This window comes from Rhodopseudomonas sp. G2_2311, assembly GCF_047501505.1.
GTDB lineage: Bacteria > Pseudomonadota > Alphaproteobacteria > Rhizobiales > Xanthobacteraceae > Rhodopseudomonas > Rhodopseudomonas palustris_H.
The window spans coordinates 17,325-36,427 of record NZ_JAZDRK010000033.1; the positions used below are offsets into that span (position 1 = coordinate 17,325).

13 protein-coding genes and 1 pseudogene are annotated in these 19,103 nt (G+C 66.0%); 8 read left to right on the plus strand and 6 right to left on the minus strand.

Annotated elements, in window-relative coordinates; translation table 11 throughout:
- Positions 1-67: 67 nt before the first annotated feature.
- Positions 68-631, minus strand: coding sequence for an orotate phosphoribosyltransferase (pyrE, locus tag VRZ08_RS24085; protein WP_013504533.1), 564 nt, complete (start codon positions 629-631; stop codon positions 68-70).
- A gap of 517 nt (positions 632-1,148) precedes the next feature.
- Positions 1,149-4,232 carry a DNA polymerase I gene (gene polA, locus VRZ08_RS24090; protein ID WP_414534146.1) on the minus strand — a complete coding sequence of 1,028 codons (3,084 nt, stop codon included), beginning with the start codon at positions 4,230-4,232 and terminating at the stop codon, positions 1,149-1,151.
- Between the two features lie 134 nt (positions 4,233-4,366).
- Between polA and VRZ08_RS24095 the strand changes: the two genes are divergently transcribed.
- Together VRZ08_RS24095 and VRZ08_RS24100 are read left to right on the plus strand one after the other, a co-directional pair.
- On the plus strand, positions 4,367-4,699 hold the full coding sequence (locus tag VRZ08_RS24095; RefSeq protein ID WP_150105243.1) for a hypothetical protein: 333 nt from the start codon (positions 4,367-4,369) through the stop codon (positions 4,697-4,699).
- Positions 4,700-4,712: 13 nt separating this feature from the next.
- Positions 4,713-5,036 carry a DUF6968 family protein gene (locus VRZ08_RS24100; RefSeq protein ID WP_414534147.1) on the plus strand — a complete coding sequence of 108 codons (324 nt, stop codon included), beginning with the start codon at positions 4,713-4,715 and terminating at the stop codon, positions 5,034-5,036.
- A gap of 194 nt (positions 5,037-5,230) precedes the next feature.
- Here VRZ08_RS24100 and VRZ08_RS24105 read toward each other — a convergent pair whose 3' ends face one another.
- Positions 5,231-8,065: a sulfide/dihydroorotate dehydrogenase-like FAD/NAD-binding protein gene (locus VRZ08_RS24105; RefSeq protein ID WP_414534148.1), complete on the minus strand. Its 2,835-nt coding sequence runs from the start codon at positions 8,063-8,065 to the stop codon at positions 5,231-5,233.
- A complete protein-coding gene (locus VRZ08_RS24110; RefSeq protein ID WP_414534149.1) occupies positions 8,062-13,053 on the minus strand; it encodes a 2-oxoacid:acceptor oxidoreductase family protein in 4,992 nt (1,663 codons plus the stop codon). Before VRZ08_RS24110 ends, VRZ08_RS24105 begins: the two co-directional genes overlap by 4 nt.
- Before the next feature lie 482 nt (positions 13,054-13,535).
- Between VRZ08_RS24110 and VRZ08_RS24115 the strand changes: the two genes are divergently transcribed.
- On the plus strand, positions 13,536-14,105 hold the full coding sequence (locus VRZ08_RS24115) for a DUF2478 domain-containing protein (RefSeq protein ID WP_230766971.1): 570 nt from the start codon (positions 13,536-13,538) through the stop codon (positions 14,103-14,105).
- Positions 14,106-14,149: 44 nt separating this feature from the next.
- Here VRZ08_RS24115 and VRZ08_RS24120 read toward each other — a convergent pair whose 3' ends face one another.
- Positions 14,150-14,359, minus strand: a complete 210-nt coding sequence (locus VRZ08_RS24120; RefSeq protein ID WP_011160251.1) for a TOBE domain-containing protein — start codon at positions 14,357-14,359, stop codon at positions 14,150-14,152.
- A gap of 98 nt (positions 14,360-14,457) precedes the next feature.
- Here VRZ08_RS24120 and VRZ08_RS24125 point away from each other — a divergent pair, with 98 nt between their 5' ends.
- The 5 genes from VRZ08_RS24125 to VRZ08_RS24145 all read left to right on the plus strand — a co-directional run bounded on the left by VRZ08_RS24125 (position 14,458) and on the right by VRZ08_RS24145 (position 18,883).
- Complete coding sequence (locus VRZ08_RS24125; protein WP_414534150.1) at positions 14,458-15,249, plus strand: TOBE domain-containing protein; 792 nt, start codon at positions 14,458-14,460, stop codon at positions 15,247-15,249.
- A gap of 160 nt (positions 15,250-15,409) precedes the next feature.
- Entirely contained in the window at positions 15,410-16,183 is a 774-nt protein-coding gene (gene modA / locus VRZ08_RS24130; RefSeq protein ID WP_011160249.1) for a molybdate ABC transporter substrate-binding protein, read from the plus strand.
- A 146-nt stretch (positions 16,184-16,329) separates the two neighbouring features.
- Positions 16,330-17,016, plus strand: coding sequence for a molybdate ABC transporter permease subunit (modB, locus tag VRZ08_RS24135; RefSeq protein WP_107346250.1), 687 nt, complete (start codon positions 16,330-16,332; stop codon positions 17,014-17,016).
- Positions 17,013-18,134 carry a molybdenum ABC transporter ATP-binding protein gene (gene modC, locus VRZ08_RS24140; RefSeq protein WP_414534151.1) on the plus strand — a complete coding sequence of 374 codons (1,122 nt, stop codon included), beginning with the start codon at positions 17,013-17,015 and terminating at the stop codon, positions 18,132-18,134. Before modB ends, modC begins: the two co-directional genes overlap by 4 nt.
- Positions 18,135-18,280: 146 nt before the next feature.
- Positions 18,281-18,883, plus strand: a complete 603-nt coding sequence (locus tag VRZ08_RS24145) for a DUF2478 domain-containing protein (protein ID WP_414534152.1) — start codon at positions 18,281-18,283, stop codon at positions 18,881-18,883.
- Here the strand turns inward: VRZ08_RS24145 and VRZ08_RS24150 are convergent.
- A pseudogene (locus VRZ08_RS24150) lies at positions 18,856-19,103 on the minus strand (peptidase); the annotation flags it as partial. The gene VRZ08_RS24145 and the pseudogene VRZ08_RS24150 sit on opposite strands and share 28 nt — an antisense overlap.

Consider the following 19,103-nt stretch of genomic DNA (forward strand, 5'->3'; position numbering starts at 1 on the left):
AGCCCGCTGTTGGTCGCGACTTTAGGATGGGATGGTAAACGCCGGGTTTCCGGCGGCGTCCGCGGCTTTAGGTGTTGAGGAACTCGCTGGCCTTGTACAGCGACCGGAACGGCAGCCCGGCTTCGGCGAAGGCTTCGGTGGCGCCTTCCTCGCGGTCGACCATGGTCAGCACCAGCACGATCTCGGCGCCGGATTCCTTCACGGCTTCGACCGCCTTGATGGCCGAACCGCCGGTGGTGGTGACGTCCTCGACGATGACGCAGCGCTTGCCGGCCAGGCTTTCGCCCTTGGCCAGGCCTTCGACCGACAGCCGCGCGCCGTGCTCCTTCGGCTTCTTGCGGACGAAGAACGCTGCGATCGGATGGTTCTTCAGCCATGACAGCTGCGCGATCGCGCCGGCCAGCGGCACCGCGCCCATCTCCAGCCCGCCGACATAGTCGACCTTCTCGTCGCGCAGCGCCTCGTAGGTCAATTCGGCGAGCAGCGCCGCGCCCTCGGGATCGAGCATCGTCGGCTTCAGGTTGAAGTAGAAGTCGCTCTTGCGCCCCGACGCGAGCGTGATCTCCCCCCGGCCGAACGAGCGGGTGCGGATGATGTCGGCAAGGCGGGCGCGGGACGCGGATTTGGACACGGGCGGACTCTCTAGCTTCGGCTTTGCGGAAAACGCCGCAATCTATCCCCGAGACCGCGCCGATGCCAGCGGCGCGGTGGAGGTATTAACCGCCGGACGCCTCACCTGCGCTGCATTCTGGATCGCAGCCGCCCCACCAAGCACAGCGCGCTCCCTCTCCCGCCCGCGGGAGAGGGTTGGGGTGAGGGCGCCCCGAGCAGTGCGTCCGCGTATCGTGGAGGGGAGTGCCCTCACCTGCCGCGCTTCGCGCGTCGACCTCTCCCGCAAGCCGGCGAGGTTGCTCAGCGCCCGCGGCGGATCAGTATTTCCCAACGAGCTACGGGCACGGCGCGCCCCCTCTCCCGCTTGCGGGAGAGGGTTGGGGTGAGGGCGTCCCGAGCAGTGAGTTCGCGATCTGCGGAACGGAGTGCCCTCACCCGTCCCGGCTTCGCTGCGCTACGCCGGGCCGACCTCTCCCGCAGGCGGGAGAGGTGCGCAGTGCCCGCCGCGGATCAGCGATCCACAGCGATCAGCGCCGCTAATGTGCCTCGTCCCAATTATCCGCTGCCCGGGCGTCCACCTGCAGCGGGACGTTGAGGATCACCGCCGGGAACGGCGCGTCCTGCATCACGCTGCGCACGACCGGCAGCGTCGCCTCGACCTCGGCTTCCGGCACTTCGAAGATCAGTTCGTCGTGGACCTGCAGCAGCATCTGGGCGCTGAGCTTCTTTTCGGCCAGCGCGTCCTCCATCCGCACCATGGCGCGGCGGATGATGTCGGCGGCGGAGCCCTGCAGCCGGGCGTTGATCGCGGCACGCTCGTTGAACGCGCGGATCGACGGGTTCGAGGCCTTGATGTCCGGATAGTGGCATTTGCGGCCGAACAGCGTGGTGACGTAACCATGCGTGCGGCAGAAATCGCGGGTCTCGTCCATATAGGCGCGGATGCCGGGGAAGCGCTCGAAGTAGCGCTTGATGTAGGCGCCAGCTTCCTCGCGCGGGATGCCGAGCTGATTGGCGAGGCCGAACGCCGAGATGCCGTAGATGATGCCGAAGTTGATCGCTTTCGCCCGGCGGCGGATTTCCGATGGCATGCCTTCGACTGGGACGCCGAACATCTCCGACGCCGTCATCGCGTGAATGTCGATGCCGTCCTGAAACGCTTTTCGCAAAGCCGGCACGTCGGCGACTTCGGAGAGCAGACGCAGCTCGATCTGCGAGTAGTCGGCCGACACCAGCTTGTTGCCGGGCGTCGCCACGAAGGCGCGTCGGATCTTGCGGCCGTCCTCGGTGCGTACCGGGATGTTCTGCAGGTTCGGCTCGTTCGACGATAGCCGGCCGGTGGTGGTGGCGGCGAGCGCGTAGGTGGTGTGGACGCGATGGGTCTGCGGATGCACGTAAGTCGGCAGCGCGTCGGTGTAGGTCGAGCGCAGCTTGCTGACCTGCCGCCACTCCAGAATCTTCTTCGGGAATTCGTGGCCCTGCTCGGCGAGTTCGTCCAGCACCTGCGCCGAGGTCGACCACGCGCCGGTCTTGGTCTTGCTGCCGCCCGGCAGGCCCATCTTGCCGAACAGGATGTCGCCGAGCTGCTTCGGGCTGCCGATATTGATGTCCTCGCCGGCGAGCTCGCGGATCTCGGCCTCGATCCGTGCCGCGGTCTGGGCGAAATCGGACGACAGCCGCGACAGCACCTGGCGGTCGATCGAGATGCCGCGCCGCTCCATCCGCGCCAGCACGCCGACCAGAGGACGCTCCAGCGTCTCGTACACCGCCGTCATGCTGCCGGCGACGAGGCGCGGCTTCAGCACGCGCGCCAGCCGGAGGGCAACGTCGGCGCGCTCGGCCGCATAGGCGGTGGCGCGGTCGATTGCGACCTGATCGAAGCTGATCTTGTTTTTGCCGGTGCCGATGAGTTCTTCCTGCGTGTGCAGGGTGTGGCCGAGATTGCTTTCCGACAGCGCTTCAATCTTGTGGCTGCCGCGGCCGGCATCGAGCGCGTAAGACATCAGTTGCGGATCGTCGATGTTGCGCAAGGTCAGGCCATGCTGCGCCAGCAGCACTGCGGCAAACTTGATCGCGAAGCCGACCTTGGCGATTCCGGCGGATTCGAGGATCGGCTTCAGCGCATCGAGCGCGTCGCGGGTGCCGAGTTGATCGGGTGCGAGGCCGGCGGCGAACAGGCCGTCGCCATCGCCGGCCTGCTTGTGGCCGAGCGGGATGTAGCAGGCATCATTCGGGCCGAGGGCCAGCGCGACGCCGGTCAGCTCCGCCTGCATCGGATCGATCGAGGTCGCGACCGCTTCCAGCGCCACCACGCCGGTGTCGTGGATGCGGGCGATGACAGCGTGCAGCTCGTCCAGCGTGCGCAGCGTCTTGTAGGCGGTGCGGTCGACCGGGATCTTGCGGGCGGCTTCCGCCCGCGCGGCCACCAGCGCCTCCGGCGACAGCACGACGCCGGGCTTGCCGTCGCGGCCGCGGCCCGCATTCAGCGGACCACTTTGCCCCGCTTGCGGCGCGCTCCCTCCCCCGCTTGCGGGAGAGGGCTGGGGTGAGGGCTCTTGCCCCGCAAACAGGTCTCCGCTCGCCGACGTGCTCCCGCTCCTCGCCAGCGGCGGCACCGCCGACTTGAGCGCCGTCTCCGCCTCGACATCCGACGGATCGATCTGCGCGTACTCCGCAACGCGCCGCGTCAGCGTGGTGAATTCCATCGCCTTGAGGAACGCCACCAGCTTGCGCGCGTCCGGCTCGTGCACCGCGAGCTCGGCGAGCGGTACGTCGAGCTTTACATGGTCGTCGAGCAGCACCAGCTTGCGCGAGATCCGCGCCTTCTCGGCGTTCTCGATCAGCGCCTCGCGCCGCTTCGGCTGCTTGATCTCGGCGGCGCGCGCCAGCAGCGTGTCGAGGTCGCCATATTCATTGATCAGCTGCGCTGCGGTCTTGATGCCGATGCCCGGCACGCCCGGCACGTTGTCGACGCTGTCGCCGGCCAGCGCCTGGACCTCGACGACCTTATTGGGCGGCACGCCGAATTTCTCGATCACCTCGGGCACGCCGATGCGGCGGTCCTTCATGGTGTCGTACATCACCACGCAGTCGGTCACGAGCTGCATCAGGTCCTTGTCGGACGACACGATCGTCGCCGTCGCCCCGGCCTCGCAGGCCTCGCGCACGTAAGTGGCGATCAGGTCGTCGGCCTCGAAACCGGACTGTTCCAGGCACGGCAGATCGAACGCCCGCACCGCCTCGCGGATCAGGCCGAATTGCGGGATCAGGTCCTCCGGCGCCGGCGGCCGGTGCGCCTTGTATTCGGGGTATAGCGCGTTGCGGAAGGTGACTTCGGATTTGTCGAAGATGATGGCGAGATGCGTCGGCCGGTTCTCCGGCGGCATGTCGCGGAGCAGCTTCCACAGCATGTTGCAGAAGCCGAGCACGGCATTGACCTGCAACCCGTCGGATTTGCGGTTGAGCGGCGGCAGCGCGTGATAGGCGCGGAAGATGTACGACGAGCCGTCGACCAGGAACACATGGTCGCCCTTGCCGGGCGGCTTGACGCCGGCCGGGGCAGGGGGCGTGGCGGAGGAAGCGGCAGGCGCCGCAGCGGCGGACTTGGTCGTTTTCGGCATGGCCGCAACTTAAGGCGTCCGGAGGCGTTTGGCACCCCTTCGTGGGGGAGCTGGGGTAAATTTCAACATTACGTCCAGGATTGACATTAGGAAAAAAATCCGTAACCTTGACCCGTCGGAAGAGGGAAAGGTCCATGGCTGGTTTGCTAGAACAGTTAGGAGAAGACCTTGTTCTCCTAAAATCTGAAGTGGCTACGCTCAGGGAAACACTGAGGCGCCGTCAGGTTGCTTTGAAGAATTTCTACTGGCTGCAGCCGCGCGATTACCACGGCCGATGGGCAATCGCGGCGGGCGGCAGCACCGATTTCAGCGCCGCTAAACGCAGGCTGGAGGCGGATTGTGACCTTCAATATTCGAAGGACACGATGATCTGTAATCTTGTGAAAACACCGCTTTGTTGGGCTCAGGCGATGGAGCGATACAGTGCGTGCTTGAGCGGCCGACCGATCCCTCAGTTGAGGTTTTGACATGGAAGAATTCATGGCCCGCACGCTGATGGTCCAAGCGAAGGACAACAGCCAGAGAGTTGATGTCCAGATATTCCCGCCCAAAGCGGGCAAATCGTCCTGGGAATGTGCATGGCAGATCAAATGGCCCGATCGAACGCGCGCGAACTCGGCTCATGGCGTCGACAGCGCGCAAGCCCTCCTGCACGCCATGCAGATGGTCGGCTCAGAGCTCTATACGTCCCAAGAGCATCGTTCGGGACATCTGACTTGGCGAGAGGGGTACACCGGATACGGCTTCCCCGTCCCGGTTCAAATCCGCGACCTGTTACTTCGCGACGACGCGAGGTTTTTGTAGGAGCGGGCGAGTAGCTCGGCCGAGTGGATCGGCGATGATCCGTGCCATGTAATAATCACTCTCTCGCCGCCCTTGCGAGGAGCGAAGCGACGAAGCAATCCAGCCCCGGTGAGAGACTGGATTGCTTCGCTGAGTGTGTACCCGGACGGCGCGTCGCACCGATCCGGGAATGGCGACGGGCTGCGGCTTCGCGCTTACACGAAGCCGTGCTTCTTCTTGCTTTCCAGCTCCTGCGCCTTGAACTGGTTGAAGCGGGGTAGGAACTTGTCCCAGTCGATGATGTGGGCGTCGATTTCCGGGCCGTCGATGCAGGCGTGCTTGCGGACCATTTTGCCGTCGATGGTCACCGGTACCATGCAGGCGCCGCACATCCCCGTCGCATCCACCATGATCGAGTTGAGGCTCGCCACGGTCTTGACGCCATACGGCTTGGTGAGGTCGGAGACCGCCCGCATCATCAGCGGCGGGCCGATCGCCACCACTTCGGCGATGCTGCGGCCCTTGCCTTCCTGGTTGGCCTTCATCATCTCCTCGAGCGGGCCGGTGACGAAGCCTTTGACGCCGTAGGAGCCGTCGTTCGTCGTGTAGATCAGCGACAGCTGGTCGCCGAACTCCTGCTTCAGCTTGCCGACGCGCTCGTCGTCGCCGGTCCAGAACAGGAACTCCTTGGCGCGGAAGCCGGAGATCAGCGTCACGTGGTTGCCGAGCCGCAGGTGCTCGCGCATGATCGGATACACCGGCGGCAGGCCGACGCCGCCGGCGCAGAACACCACGGTCTGGTTGCCTTCGTAGCGGTGCAGCTCGCTGGCGCGGCCGAGCGGGCCGGCGATGCCGGAGAACGCATCGCCGATCGCCATCCGGTTGATCTCCAGCGACGAGGTGCCCATGCCCTGCACCACCAGATCAATGGTGCCTTTCTCGGCGTCCCAATCGGCCAGCGTCAGCGGGATCAGTTCGCCCTTCTCCCACGGCAGCACGCGGACGAACTGTCCGGCCTGGGCCGAGCGCGCCACCATCGGGGCCCGCACGGTGAACTCGACGATGCCGCCGGCGAGCGGCACCTTGTTGACGATGGTCTGCGCCACCTGGCCGAGCTCGGTGTACTTCGCGGCACGTTCGACCCGGTCCTTGATCTCGGCCGGCGTGAACGGAATCTCGCCAACGATTTCGCGCGCCGCCGCCTGGCCGTCGCCGGCCGCGCGGATCGCGGTGGAGCCGCCGCGGGCGGCGTCGCCGCCGGTGTAGACGCCGGGAATCGAGGTGCGCTGCGAGCCTTCTTCGACCTCGATGGTGCCCCATTTGTTGGTTTTCAGGCCCGGCTCGGCGTCCTTCATGATCGGGTTGGCGGTGTTGCCCAGCGCCATGATCACGAGGTCGACCGGCACCCGCTCGATCTGCCCGGTCGGCTTCGGGCTGCGGCGGCCGGACTTGTCGGGTTCGCCGAGCTCGTTGACGTCGAGCAGCGCGTGGGTGACGAAGTGGGTGTGGTCGTCGCCGATGAATTCGCGCGGGGCGCGCAGCACCGCGAGATTGATCTCTTCTTCCAGCGCGTGATGCAGCTCCTCGACGCGGGCCGGCATCTCGCTCTTGGTGCGGCGATACACGATGGTGACGTTGCCGCCGAGCCGCTTGGCGGTGCGCGCCGCGTCCATCGCGGTGTTGCCGCCGCCGATCACGAACACGTTCTTGCCCTTCACCTCGGGCAGCGGCGTCTCGTAACGGTCGTCCAGGCCGCGCATCAGGTTGACGCGGGTTAGGAACTCGTTGGCCGACATCACGCCGAGCAGATGCTCGCCGGGCACGTTCATGAAGGTCGGCAGGCCAGCGCCGGTGCCGACGAAGATCTTCCAGAAGCCTTCGGCCTTGAGGTCTTCGAGCGTCGCGGTCTTGCCGACCACGAAATTCTTCACGAAGCGGCCGCCGAGCAGGATGATCTTTTCGACGACGTCGTCGATCAGCGTGTTGGGCAGGCGGAATTCAGGAATGCCGTAGCGCAGCACGCCGCCGAGGTCGTGGAACGCCTCGAAGATCGTGACCGGGAAGCCTTCGACCGCCAGCAAGTACGCGTTGATCAGGCCCGACGGGCCGGAACCGACCACCGCGATCGGCGGCTTCACCGCCGCGGCCCACGGCGAGATCCGGCCGGCGAACCGCTCATTGGCGTTCGGATTGGTGAGCTTCTGATGCTCGGGCAGGTACCATTCGAGCTGGCCGATCTCGATCGGCCGCTTGGTATGGGTGCAGACGCCCTGGCACTGCAGTTCCTGCGGGCAGACGCGGCCGGTGACGTTCGGCAGCGGGTTGCAGCTTTCGATCAGCTCCAAGGCTTCGCGATGCTTGCCGTTGCCGAGCAGGTCCAGCATCTCGGGGATGTGGATCTTCACCGGGCAGCCGCCCTTGGCTTCCTTCCGGCCCTGAATCAGCACGCCGAGCTCGCACGGTTTGTCGTCGCACTGCTTGTCGCGCATCACCTCTAACCAGACGAACAGCTCGCACTCGCGAAGGCTGTAGCCGATCGACTGGTAGCCGAGATAGCCCTGGTTCACGAGTTCGAAGTCGATCGCGCGCTCTTCGGCCGGACGGATGTAGGGCGGGATGAACGCCTCGCCCGGCCAGCCTTCCGACAGGTTCTCGAACATCGGGTAGCGACCGCGCAGGTGCACGTCGATCGCCTTGATGAACTTGCGCTTGAACTTCAGCGGCAGCGCCCAGATGAAGCGCTGCAGGATCGTCGACATGTCGTCGCCGCGGGCGAGCAGATTCCACAGCGTGGTGGTGAAGGCTTCACCGAGCTCCGGCTGCTGGAATTCCCAGATGATCGCCTGGGTGCCGTCCGCGATGAACATGTTGCGCAGCGACGCCGGGTCGTTGACCAGGCGCTTCTGCAAGAGCGCGAGCTGCTTCTGGAAGATGCCGACAGCTTCGCTGTTCTGCAGCTCTTCCAGTTCGCTCTTGGAGCTTTCCAGCGTGCTGCGCGCCTGTTGGTAGCGCAGCACGTCGCTGGAGACCGTTCCGGTGACGTCGCTCATCGAATGATCTCCGCATCGCAGTTGGCCGCTGCGCGGCTCAGTTTGGCCGACAGTTCAGGCGTGACCTTGAGCTTGCTGAACACGCCCGGGATGACGTGGGCGACGTCCTTCGGGGCGCCGTCGACGACGATCTTGGTGAGTTCGAACACTTCCGGCACGTCCTGGTAGCAGCTCTTGCAGTTGGTGCACTTGCCGAGGTCCGCATCGTCGATGTGGATCGGTTCGGCACCGTTGCCATTGGCTGCCTTGGCGCCGTTGGTCTGCGCCGCCGCGGCGGCCGGGGCGGGCGCCAGCCCGGCCATCAGGCCGGCGAACCCGCCGGCGGCCGGCGCGTTCGAAGAGGCTGCCAGCTCGCTCATGCCGCGCGCGATCTGATCGAGCGAGCTTTCGCGGGCCTTGACCTGTTCGTCGTACTGGTGCTGCAGCGCGGCCAGTTCGGCGCTGTGCGCTTCGTCGAGCGCACGGACGTCGAAGCCGCCGAGATACTGCAGCGTCCGCCAGTACTTCCGCCGTTCTTCCACCAGCGCCACCACGGTCTCGCCGACCGAAAGCTTGATCAGCTTCTTGTCGGCATCGGTGGCGTAGATGAACGGCGTCTTGCCGGCGCGCGCCGCCGGATCGAGCGCGACATATTCGTCGATCGGCAGCGCTCCGTCGTCCTTCTTCAGCGGCTTGAACTGCTTGCGGAAGCGGACTTCGGTGTGGGCGAAGTCGGCCGGCGTCAGCTTGGCTTTCAGAAGCTGCGGCTTGCCGCTCTCATCGACGTACTCGATCGGCTTGGTGGCCCAGTCCTGGTCGGCCTCGGGGTTGCCGTCGAGCGAGAACCAGTTGTTGAGCTTGCTGCCCTTGCGCGGGTCGTGGACGAACACCGGATTCATCCGGCTTTCGACCGCAAGACGTGCCTGTCGGTTGGCGACGGCGTCGCCGATGCCATGCTCGGCCTGGCACGGCGTATAGACGTCGAGCACCGCCGGCGACGAGGTGTGGTTCAGGAATTCCATCACGTTCTTCAGGAAGTGGCCCTGCAGCGCGGTCGCGGTCTGCACCACGAACACGTTCGGATGGAACGAGGCGATCAGGCCGAGCTCCTTGCGGGATTCCTGCTTGCCGTGCTGGGCGATGCCGAACCGCGACAGGTCGCTGTCCTGGCCGGTGAGGCTCGCCGTCGAGGTCTGGCCGCCGGTGTTGGAATAGGCGCCGGTGTTCAGCACCACGACCTTGATCGGGGTCTTGGTGGCGAGCAGACGCGACAGCGCGCCGAAGCCGATGTCGTAGGTGGCACCGTCGCCGCCCATGCTCAGCACGGTCGGCAGCATCGAGCGCTCTTCCGGCGTGAATTCGCTCCAGCCGAAGTAGCGGAAGTAGCCGTCGTGCTTGGCCGCATCATAGGCGTCGGCCAGTTCGAGCTTGGCGACGCGCAGCGCCCGGAAGTCCTCCGACGCCTTGGCGGTGAGACCTTCGAAGATGCCCTTGGCCACCGCAGGGGTGTCCTGGAACAGGCTGTTCACCCACGGATCGGTGTAGGGGTTGAACGGGAAGGTCGACGCATAGACGCTCGAGCAGCCGGTGGCGTTGGCGATCACCATGCCGGACGGGCCGTTGCCGGTCGGGCCGCTCTCATAGAGATACAGCCGCTTCTCCAGCGTCTTCAGGGTCTGGTCGATGCGGGCGGCGCGCGCCTCGTCGCCGGCCACCAGCGCCCGCTTGGCATTGAGCTGGTCGATCAGGGTTTCCAGCTCGCGGATGTGGTCCTTGCGGCGCTTGTCGTGGATCGCGTGGTTGGTCGAGGTGACCAGACGGATCGCGGTGACTTCGCCGCAACCGCGGCAGGCGCCGTGGCCGCCGGTGGTCGCGTAGTAATTGGCGCGATCGAGCATCAGGCGCTTGGTCTCGCCTTCCGGCTTGGTCGCGCTTTCGGTGAACCGCGCCGGAGTGTTCGGGGTGCGGCTGAGGAATTCGAACCGCGCCTGGAGCTGCTCCAGCATCGGCTCGTCCTGCTCACGATCGACCAGCGCGCCGGGGCCGCAGACGTCGATACATTCGAGACAGCCCGAGCACTTCCACGGGTCGACGCTCACCGAATACAGGCCGCCGGTGCCCGGCTGGCTCTTCTCCATCGCGTCGAAGAACGGCCGGGTGCGGGCCACCGGATACACCGATAGCGCCGCCGACAGCTTGCCGAAGTTGCGGTTCAGCGTGGCGTTGTCGAGCTTCAGCGCTTCGGCTGCCTGCGCCACGATATCGTGGAACGGCTTGTCGTCCTTAGCCTGGCGATACACGTCGCGGATCGCTTCGGTTAGCGCCGGCACCTTCTCGCGCAAGCTGTCTTGCTGAGCCGGCGCGATGTCGAGCTGCTTTATCGCGGTCAGCAGCAGTTCGTGGATGTCGTGCACCGCATTCGGGATCGCCGCGTCCGGGCAGACCAGCGCGCATTCCATACAGCCGGTGCAGAGGTCGGCCTTGAACTCCGGCACGTTGCGGCGGAACAGGCCCTTGTCCTTGGCGGCGGCGGAGCCGGCCGGCATGAACATGCCGATACCCGGCAGCACCGGCGCTTCGGCGATGGTGCCGTCGCGGAACGGCGCGGCGAGCACGTCGTCGTAGTACTCCGGATCGAGGAAGCCCGCGGCCGAAGCCGGCGCCGCGACGCGGCACATCGAGGCCGAGATCGAGGCGTCGCGCTTGGCCTTCGGGGCGGCCTTGATGGCGTCCTCGCCGAATTCGGCGGCGTCGTAATCGACCTTGTGGGTGGCTTCGAGACCCTCGCGGATCACCGCCATGTTGCCCTCGACGATGTCGCCGCCCTTGGCGCCGAACTTCTTCGAGATCTGCTGACGGATCTTGTTGAGCATCGCGTCCTGCGAAGCGTCGGCGACCACGCGGTCGACATTGCCGCACACCGCGCCGATGAAGGCGATGCCCATCATGCGGGTTTCGAGTTCGGCGGTCGGTGCGTGGCGCTTGGCCACCGCGAACGCGTCGATCACGTAGAACTTGATCTTCTTGTCGCGGATGGTCTGGCGCGCCTTGGCCGGCAGATCACGCCACACTTCGAGCGGCGACAGGTTGGTCTGCAGGATGAAGGTGCCGCCCGCCACCAGGCCGCGCAGCGGGTTGGTGTGCACGAACACCTTGTGGTCCGGCGAGATCACGATCTCGACGTCTTCCAGCTCGGCGTTGGTGATCTTCACCGGCTCCGGCGACAGCGTGATGTAGTAATTGGTCGGCGCGCCGCTCTTTTCCGAGCCGTATTTCGGCGCCGACTTCGAATGCATGTCGAGCGCGCCGGCCAGGATGTCGGTCAGCAGCTTGCCGGACGCGATGGTGCCGTAGCCGCCGATCGAGTGGAAGCGGATGCGGAACGCGGAGGGCGGCAGCAGGTTCGGGTTCTGCCCCGTCGGCAGCGCCATGAACTGGGTTTCCGGATACGCCGCCTTCAGCCGGTTTTGCAGCGCTTCCATCCGCGGCGACGGGTTCTCGGTGAAGAACTTGGTGCCGAGATAGACGAACGGCGCCGAGTCCTGCTTCTCCATATTGGCGTAGCAGGCGATCAGGTCGCGCGGCTGCAGATCGTGGCCGCCGAGGCCGAAGATCGCGGTGGTGATCTTCGGCAGCTTGGTTAGCGCCGGAATGCCGGCGTGACGCACGCCGGCGTCGCCGTTCTCGCGCGCCTTGCACAGCGCCTGGGTGACGAGCTGGGTCAGCGCGGTGACTTCCGAGCGTTCCAGCACGGTGACGGCGGTTTTGCCCTTCAGCGCTTCGACCAGTTCGGCTTCCGGGAACGGCTGCAGCATCTTGATCGACACCACGCCGACCTTCTTGCCCTGCGAGCGCAGATAAGCCGCGACCGCTTCGGCGTCGTCGGTGACCGAACCGAGGCCGACCACGACGTGCTCGGCGTCGTCGCACATATAGGTCATCACCGGCTTGTATTCGCGGCCGGTCAGCGCGGCGTATTCGGCCATCGCTTCCTTGACGAAGCGCGGCACCGAATTGGCGAAGTGCGTGCGGTGGTCGACCGCGCCGGCCTGGAAGTCCGGCTGGTTCTGCACGCCGCCGGTCAGGCCCGGATTGTCGATGTCGACCAGCGCCGGCACCAGCTGCCGGGTGCCCTTCTCGGGCGCGTTGATCCACTGCCGCTTCCACTGGCCGCGTAGTTCTTCCGGCACGTAAGCGAGGGTCTCGACCACGATGGTGCCGGCGTTATCGGTCTCGATCGTGTCGGCGTTGTCGTCGAGGAATTTCCTGAGCGAGGCGAGGTCGGACGGCATGAAGTCGGCTTCGTGCCGCAGCAGATACTGCTTGAGCTGGAACACGCGGCCCTTGGCGCCGAACAGCATCTCCTGCGCCACGGTCGGGCACTTGATGCGGCCGGCCGGGTCGCCGAGGAATTCGCGCAGCAGGTCCGGCTCCGGCATCAGCGCTTCGGACAGCATGTGCGAGGTCGCAAAGCCATCCATCGCGTTGGCGACCGGGATCAGCGACATCGCGGCGACCTTATAAGAGATCGCGGCGAGGTCGGCGGCTTCCTGCGGATTGGAGCCGAACAGGATGGTGTAGCCCGACGACAGCAGCGCATAGACGTCGTCATGGCCGGCCATCACGTTGAGCGAGTGCTTCGACACCACGCGCGCGGCGACCTGCAGCACGAAGCCGCCGACCTTCTTGCCGACGGTAACGTAGTGCGACTCCAGGCCGTACAGGATGCCCTGGGACGACGAAGCGTTGGAGATGAACTTGCCCCCGGTCAGCGCCGCGCCGAGCGCGCCGGACTGCGCCGAGTGTTCGCCTTCCGGTTCGAAGAAGAACGGATGCTTGCCCCAGACGTTGCAGCCGCCGGACGAGCGGAACGCCTCATAGATTTCCGAGATTTCGGTTGAAGGCGTGATCGGGTAGCCGATGACGCCGCCGCAGACATGCCCCATCACCTGCGCGACCGCGCCGTTGCCGTGGATCACTGAGGGAATGCCAGGATATTTTGCGTTCATGGGGTCCGTCCGTTTTTGCGTGTCTGCGTTGGATCGGCGGAGCGAACCCGCCGTGTTGCGTCGGCCATTTTTTGGGAAAGGTGTATCGATGCCGGGCGGCTGCTGAGGCAGCGGCCGGGCAGAACCTCCTCGTGGCCTTTAGATTGACTGCTCGCGAGGTATCGGGGCCTCGCTGGCAGAGATGTTGCGTTGTGTGCGGTGCAGTAGCACGCAGGGGAAACCCCTGATTTGACGCGCATCAAAGCGCAAAAAATATGGATCAGAGAGCAATAAAATTACGCATCGCCCAAACAACAGGCGGTGCTAGTTGCGTTTGCATCCGCTCCTCGGTCGCATCTTTTCCATTGGTCCAAAAGCAGAATTTCTGCTGGCGCGGGATCGTTATATACTGTTATATATGACGAGGGCGGAACGCAGGGGTATCTGCCCGCCGCTCGTGCTCTCTCGACAGCGGAGCGCCGCCAAGCCGCGGCGATGGGCCGATGACCTTCGACTCCCAATGCGATCTGGCTGCTCTGGTCTATGAACGCGGCGAGGATCCGGATCGGCTGCTCGGCGACTTCGCCGCCGACCTCAATTCACAGGGATACCGCGCCGTCGGCCTGGTGCAGGTCGGGCCACGCGGCGACGAGACCCGCGGGCTGTCCGCCAGGCTGGTGCATTCCGGCGAGCAGATTTCGCTGTATCAGGATCTCGGTCCGATGGCCGAAGGCTGCCGGCTCGATCCGAGCCGCCTGCTCGATGCCGGCGCGCGGGTCGCATGCGCCCTGGCGCAGGGCGCGGACCTTCTGATCATCAATCGGTTCGGCCAGCAGGAGAGCGAAGGCAAAGGCTTGCTGCACCTGATCGTCGAGGCGCTCAGCGCCGACGTCCCGCTGGTGATCGCGGTGCCGAGCCATCGCTTCGACGCCTGGATCAAATTCGCCGACGGCATGAGTGTGCGGCTGAAATGCGAGCGGCGCGCGCTCGATCAATGGTGGGGCAAGCTGCATGGCCGCAGCTTCCGCCGACCCGCCCACCCTCACGTCAGTGTCTGCGAGGCGCTGAAGTAATGGGTGGGCGCGACCTGTTGTCGCTTGAAGCGATCGCGACCGGCTTAATCGACGGCGACCAGCACGTCGGAGGCTTTGATCAGAGCCATTGCCGGCTGGCCCTTGGCGAGCTTCAGTTCTTCGGCGGATTCGTTGGTAATCGAAGCAGTTACGATCGCGCCGCCGCCGATGTCGATACGGACATGCGAGGTGGTGGCGCCCTTGATGACGTCGACAATGGTGCCCTTGAGCTGATTGCGGGCGCTGATTTTCATGGCTGTGGTCTCCTTCGTTGAGGTTGGCCAGGCTGGGTATGCCGTTATATAGTTCCTGCACATGACGACCAGTCCGACCAAATGACGAGGCTGCCTGGATGTCCATAGAGGCAACCGTCACACTGAAAACGAAGGAGATTTCCGGGGTCGGCCGTGACCGCATCCGGCTGCTCCAGGCGGTGGCGCGCGAGGGCAGTATCACCGCCGGCGCCAAGGCGGCGGGCCTCAGCTACAAGGCCGCCTGGGACGCGCTCGACGCGATGACCAACCTGTTCGGCCGGCCGCTGTTGGAAACCCGCACCGGCGGCAAGGCCGGCGGTGGCGCGCAACTGACCCCGACCGGCGTCAAGGTGATCGAAGCTTTCGGCCGACTCGAGGCCGAGATGGCGCGGGTGTTCCGCAACCTCGAGCCCGAACTCGCCGGCAGCGGCATCACCCCGATCAATCTCGTCTCCGGATTCTTCATGAAGACCAGTGCCCGCAACGCCCTTCGCGGCGTCATCACGGACATCAGGGCCGATACGCTCAGCGCCGAAGTCGCCGTGACGGTGTCGCCCGAGACCACGATCTATGCGCTGCTGACCGCCGAGAGCGTGCGCAGCCTCGGTCTCGTGGTCGGCCGCGAGGCGATCGTACTGATCAAGGCGCCGTTCGTGATGATCGCGCCGGGCCATCAGCCGCCGCTGGTCTCGGCCCGCAATTGCGTGCGCGGCATCGTGCGCCGCGCCGACATCTCGGCCGTCAACGCCGAGATCGTGCTCGATATCGGCGGCGACAAGACGCTGGCGGCCTCGGTCACGGCGCGCAGCGCCGACGACCTCAAGCTGGCCCCGGGTGATCCGGCCTGCGCGGTGTTCGACGCCGCTCACGTCATCGTCGCGATCGACTGACGCGGTGCACCGACCATGTTCGTCCCGATCTCATCATTCCGAGCGGAGCGACATCGTCACCAACCGAGGCTTGATCACCAAACGAGGCTTGGGCCGCGTCGCGCCGTTCGCCTTGTCGCCATCACCATCAATGCGGACTTCAACCAGTAGGAGACTTCCCTTGAAAGCCATTGCCACTCTCAAGCTCGCCCTGTTCGGCGCAGCTTTTGCCGCCGGCCTTGCCTCTGCGCCGGCGCTCGCCGATTCCGCCAAGGTCGCGGTCGCGGCGAATTTCACCGAGCCGGTGAAGGAGATCGCTGCGGCGTTCAAGGCCAAGACCGGGCACGAGGTGGTGCTGTCGTTCGGCGCCAGCGGTCAGTTCTACACCCAGATCACCCAGGACGCGCCGTTCGAAGTGTTCCTGTCGGCCGACTCGGCGCGGCCGAAGAAGCTCGCCGAAGAAGGCCTCGGCGTGAAGGACAGCGTGTTCACCTACGCGGTCGGCAAGCTGGTGCTGTGGAGCAAGTCGCCGGGCGTGGTGAAGGGCGAAGAGACCCTGAAGCAGGCGTCGATCGCCAAGGTGTCGATCTGCAATCCGGCCGCCGCGCCCTATGGCGCCGCCGCGGTCGAGACCATGCAGGCGCTGAAGCTGTACGACGACCTGAAGCCGAAGCTGGTCGAAGGCGCCAACATCACCCAGGCCTATCAGTTCGTGCAGACCGGCAACGCCGAGATCGGCTTCGTGGCGCTGTCGCAGGTGATCGGAGACAAGGACGGCTCGCGCTGGATGGTGCCGCAGAACCTGTACAAGCCGATCACCCAGGACGCCGTGCTGCTGAAGAAGGGCGAAGCCAACGCCGCCGCCAAGGCGTTCCTCGACTTCCTCAAGGGCCCGGAGTCGCGCGCCATCATCGAGAAGTTCGGCTACGAAGTCACCACGCCGAAGGCGAGCTGACGTTCTCATGCTGAAGCCTCTCCGTCATTGCGAGGAGCGTAGCGACGAAGCAATCCAGCTCGGTGCTCGCCGCATGGATTGCTTCGCTTCGCTCGCAATGACGGAGGAAGGCCTCGTTTCCTTCACCACCTCAGTCCTGAGAACGTATGCATAGCCTTCCCCCCGACATCTGGCAGCCGGTGTGGCTCACCATCGAGCTGGCGGCGATTACCACGGTGATCCTGCTGATCGTCGGCACGCCGATCGCGTGGTGGCTGGCGCGCTCCAGGGCGTGGTGGAAGGAAGGCATCGCGGCGGTGGTGGCGCTGCCGCTGGTGCTGCCGCCGACCGTGCTCGGTTTTTATCTTCTTGTGCTGATGGGGCCGGACGGGCCGGGCGGCGCGCTGGCGGCGCTGTGGGGTGGCCGCACCGTGGCGTTCACCTTCGGCGGTCTGGTGTTCGGCTCGGTGATCTACTCGATGCCGTTCGTGGTGCAGCCGATCCGCAATGCGTTCGACGCGATCGGCGATCGTCCGCTGGAAGTTGCCGCGACGCTGCGCGCCTCGCCGCTGAAGGCATTCTGGACGGTGGCGGTGCCGCTGGCGCGGCCGGGCTTTCTGGCCGGTGCGGTGCTCGGCTTCGCCCACACCGTCGGCGAGTTCGGCATCGTGCTGATGATCGGCGGCAACATACCGGGCAGCACCAAGGTGCTGTCGGTGGCGATCTACGACTACGTCGAGACCTCGCAGTGGCGTGAGGCCAACATCCTGGCCGGCGGCATGGCGGCGTTCGCCTTCGTGGTGATCCTCACCATGATGATGCTGGAAAAACGAACTGCGCGGATCCGGGCATGAGGGCGCTGTCACCTCCCACCATTCGGGCGGCGTTTCGCGGCCAGCTCGGCGGCTTCAAGCTGGATGCCGCCTTCGCGGTGCCGGCCACCGGAATCACCGGCCTGTTCGGGCCCTCCGGCTGCGGCAAGTCCAGCGTGCTGCGCTGCCTCGCCGGGCTGCAGCATCTGCCGGGAAGTAGCTGCGAAGTCAGCGGCGAGGTGTGGCAGGACGATACGACCTTCCTGAAACCGCATCATCGCCCGATCGGCTATGTGTTTCAGGAAGCCAGCCTGTTCCAGCATCTCTCGGTGAAGGCCAATCTGCTGTACGGCGCGCCGCATGAGTCCGGTAAGACTCATGCCGATGCGGTCGAGTTCGACGAAGTGATCGACCTGCTCGGGCTTGCGAAGCTGCTGGAACGATCGCCGCGCAATCTGTCCGGCGGCGAGCGTCAGCGCGTCGCGATCGGACGGGCGCTGCTGTCGCAGCCGAAACTCTTGCTAATGGACGAGCCGCTGTCGGCGCTGGATCGGCTTACCAAGGACGAGATCCTGCCGTTCCTGGAGCGGCTGCACGCGCGGCTGTCGCTGCCGGTGGTTTACGTCAGTCACGACATCACCGAGATCGAACGGCTCGCCGATCATCTGGTGCTGATGCAGGCCGGCAAGGTGCTGGCGGTCGGCCCGCTCGCCGAGCTGCAGAGCGATCCGAAGCTGCCGCTGGCGATCGCGCGCGACGCCGCGGTGAATTTCGACGCCGAGGTCGAAAACTACGATTCCAGCTATGGCCTGGTGACGCTGCAGATCGACGGCGGGCGGCTGCTGGTGCCGTCGGCGCCGGCGGCGAGCGGCGAACTCCGCCGGGTTCGGATCGCCGCTAGCGACGTCAGCCTGGCGCGCGAGCTGCCGCAGGCGAGCTCGATTCTCAACGCGGTGGCGGCGCGGATCGTCACCACCTCGCCGGTCGGCGCCAACGAGATGCTGGTGGTGCTGGCGCTCGGCCGCGAAGGTCATGGCGGTCGGCTGTTGGCGCGGCTGAGCCGGCGGTCGTGGGATCTGCTTCGGCTCGCCGAAGGGGTCGACGTCTACGCGCAGATCAAGGGCGTCGCGCTCGCGCCGGGACGCGACGGCCACGCGTAGTTGGCGGCGATGAGGTGCCGCGAGCCGGCACGAAGTTCGCATTCTCTTTGCTGATCGCTGCAACGGCGGCGCTGACGACTACGCGACTACCAGTCGTGTCGGGTCAGCGACGACGTACGTCCGTATCTCATGGAGGAGAATCGACAATGTCGTTCGAAAGCAACCAACTGATGCCGATCGCGGCGCTGCGCGGCGGCCCGGGGACGCCGGCCGCCGACGTGCTCACCGCGTTTGCGCTGCGGCGCAAGGCCGAGGGCATCGACGTCGTCGGCGTGATCGTGCCGCCGGAGGATACCGGCCGCGGCCATCAGGGACACGGGCATGGGCAGGGTCACGGTGAAGGCCATGGCGGCGGTCACGAAGGCTGCGAATGCCGCAGCGAGCTGATCGATATCGCGACCGGCGACCGCTACGCGATGCATCAGGATCTCGGCTCGGGATCGCAGGCCTGCAATCTCAATTCGTCATCGCTGGCTTTGGCGGCGGGGGCGGTCGAACGCGCGGTGGCGCGCAAGCCGGCGCTGGTGGTGCTGAGCCGGTTCGGCGGCCAGGAGGCGGTGCGCGGCGGGTTGATGTCGGCATTCCAGGCGGCGATCGCGGCCGGCGTGCCGGTGGCGTGCGTGGTGACGCCGAAGGCCGAGGACGTCTGGAACGACTTCGCCCAGGGGCTGTCGGTGTCGCTGCCGCCGGAGGCGGATGCGCTGGAAGCGTGGTGGCAGGATCACGCCCGCGGACGAAACGCGGCGTGATCCGACCGGGTCGCGCCCGCTTGGGCGCGATACCAGGTTTCAAACAGGCTGGACGCGTAGGCGCTCTCGTAGCGCCCCGTCAGGTAGGCGGCGGCGGTCTCCAGGCTCTTGCGGCCGGTCCAGGTCGCCGGGTAATCGGATCCGCCGAGCGCGCCCCGCGGTGTCGCGGTCATCCGGATCGCCTCGGCGACCGCCCCGGGATCGCGCGCCCCGCCCGCCC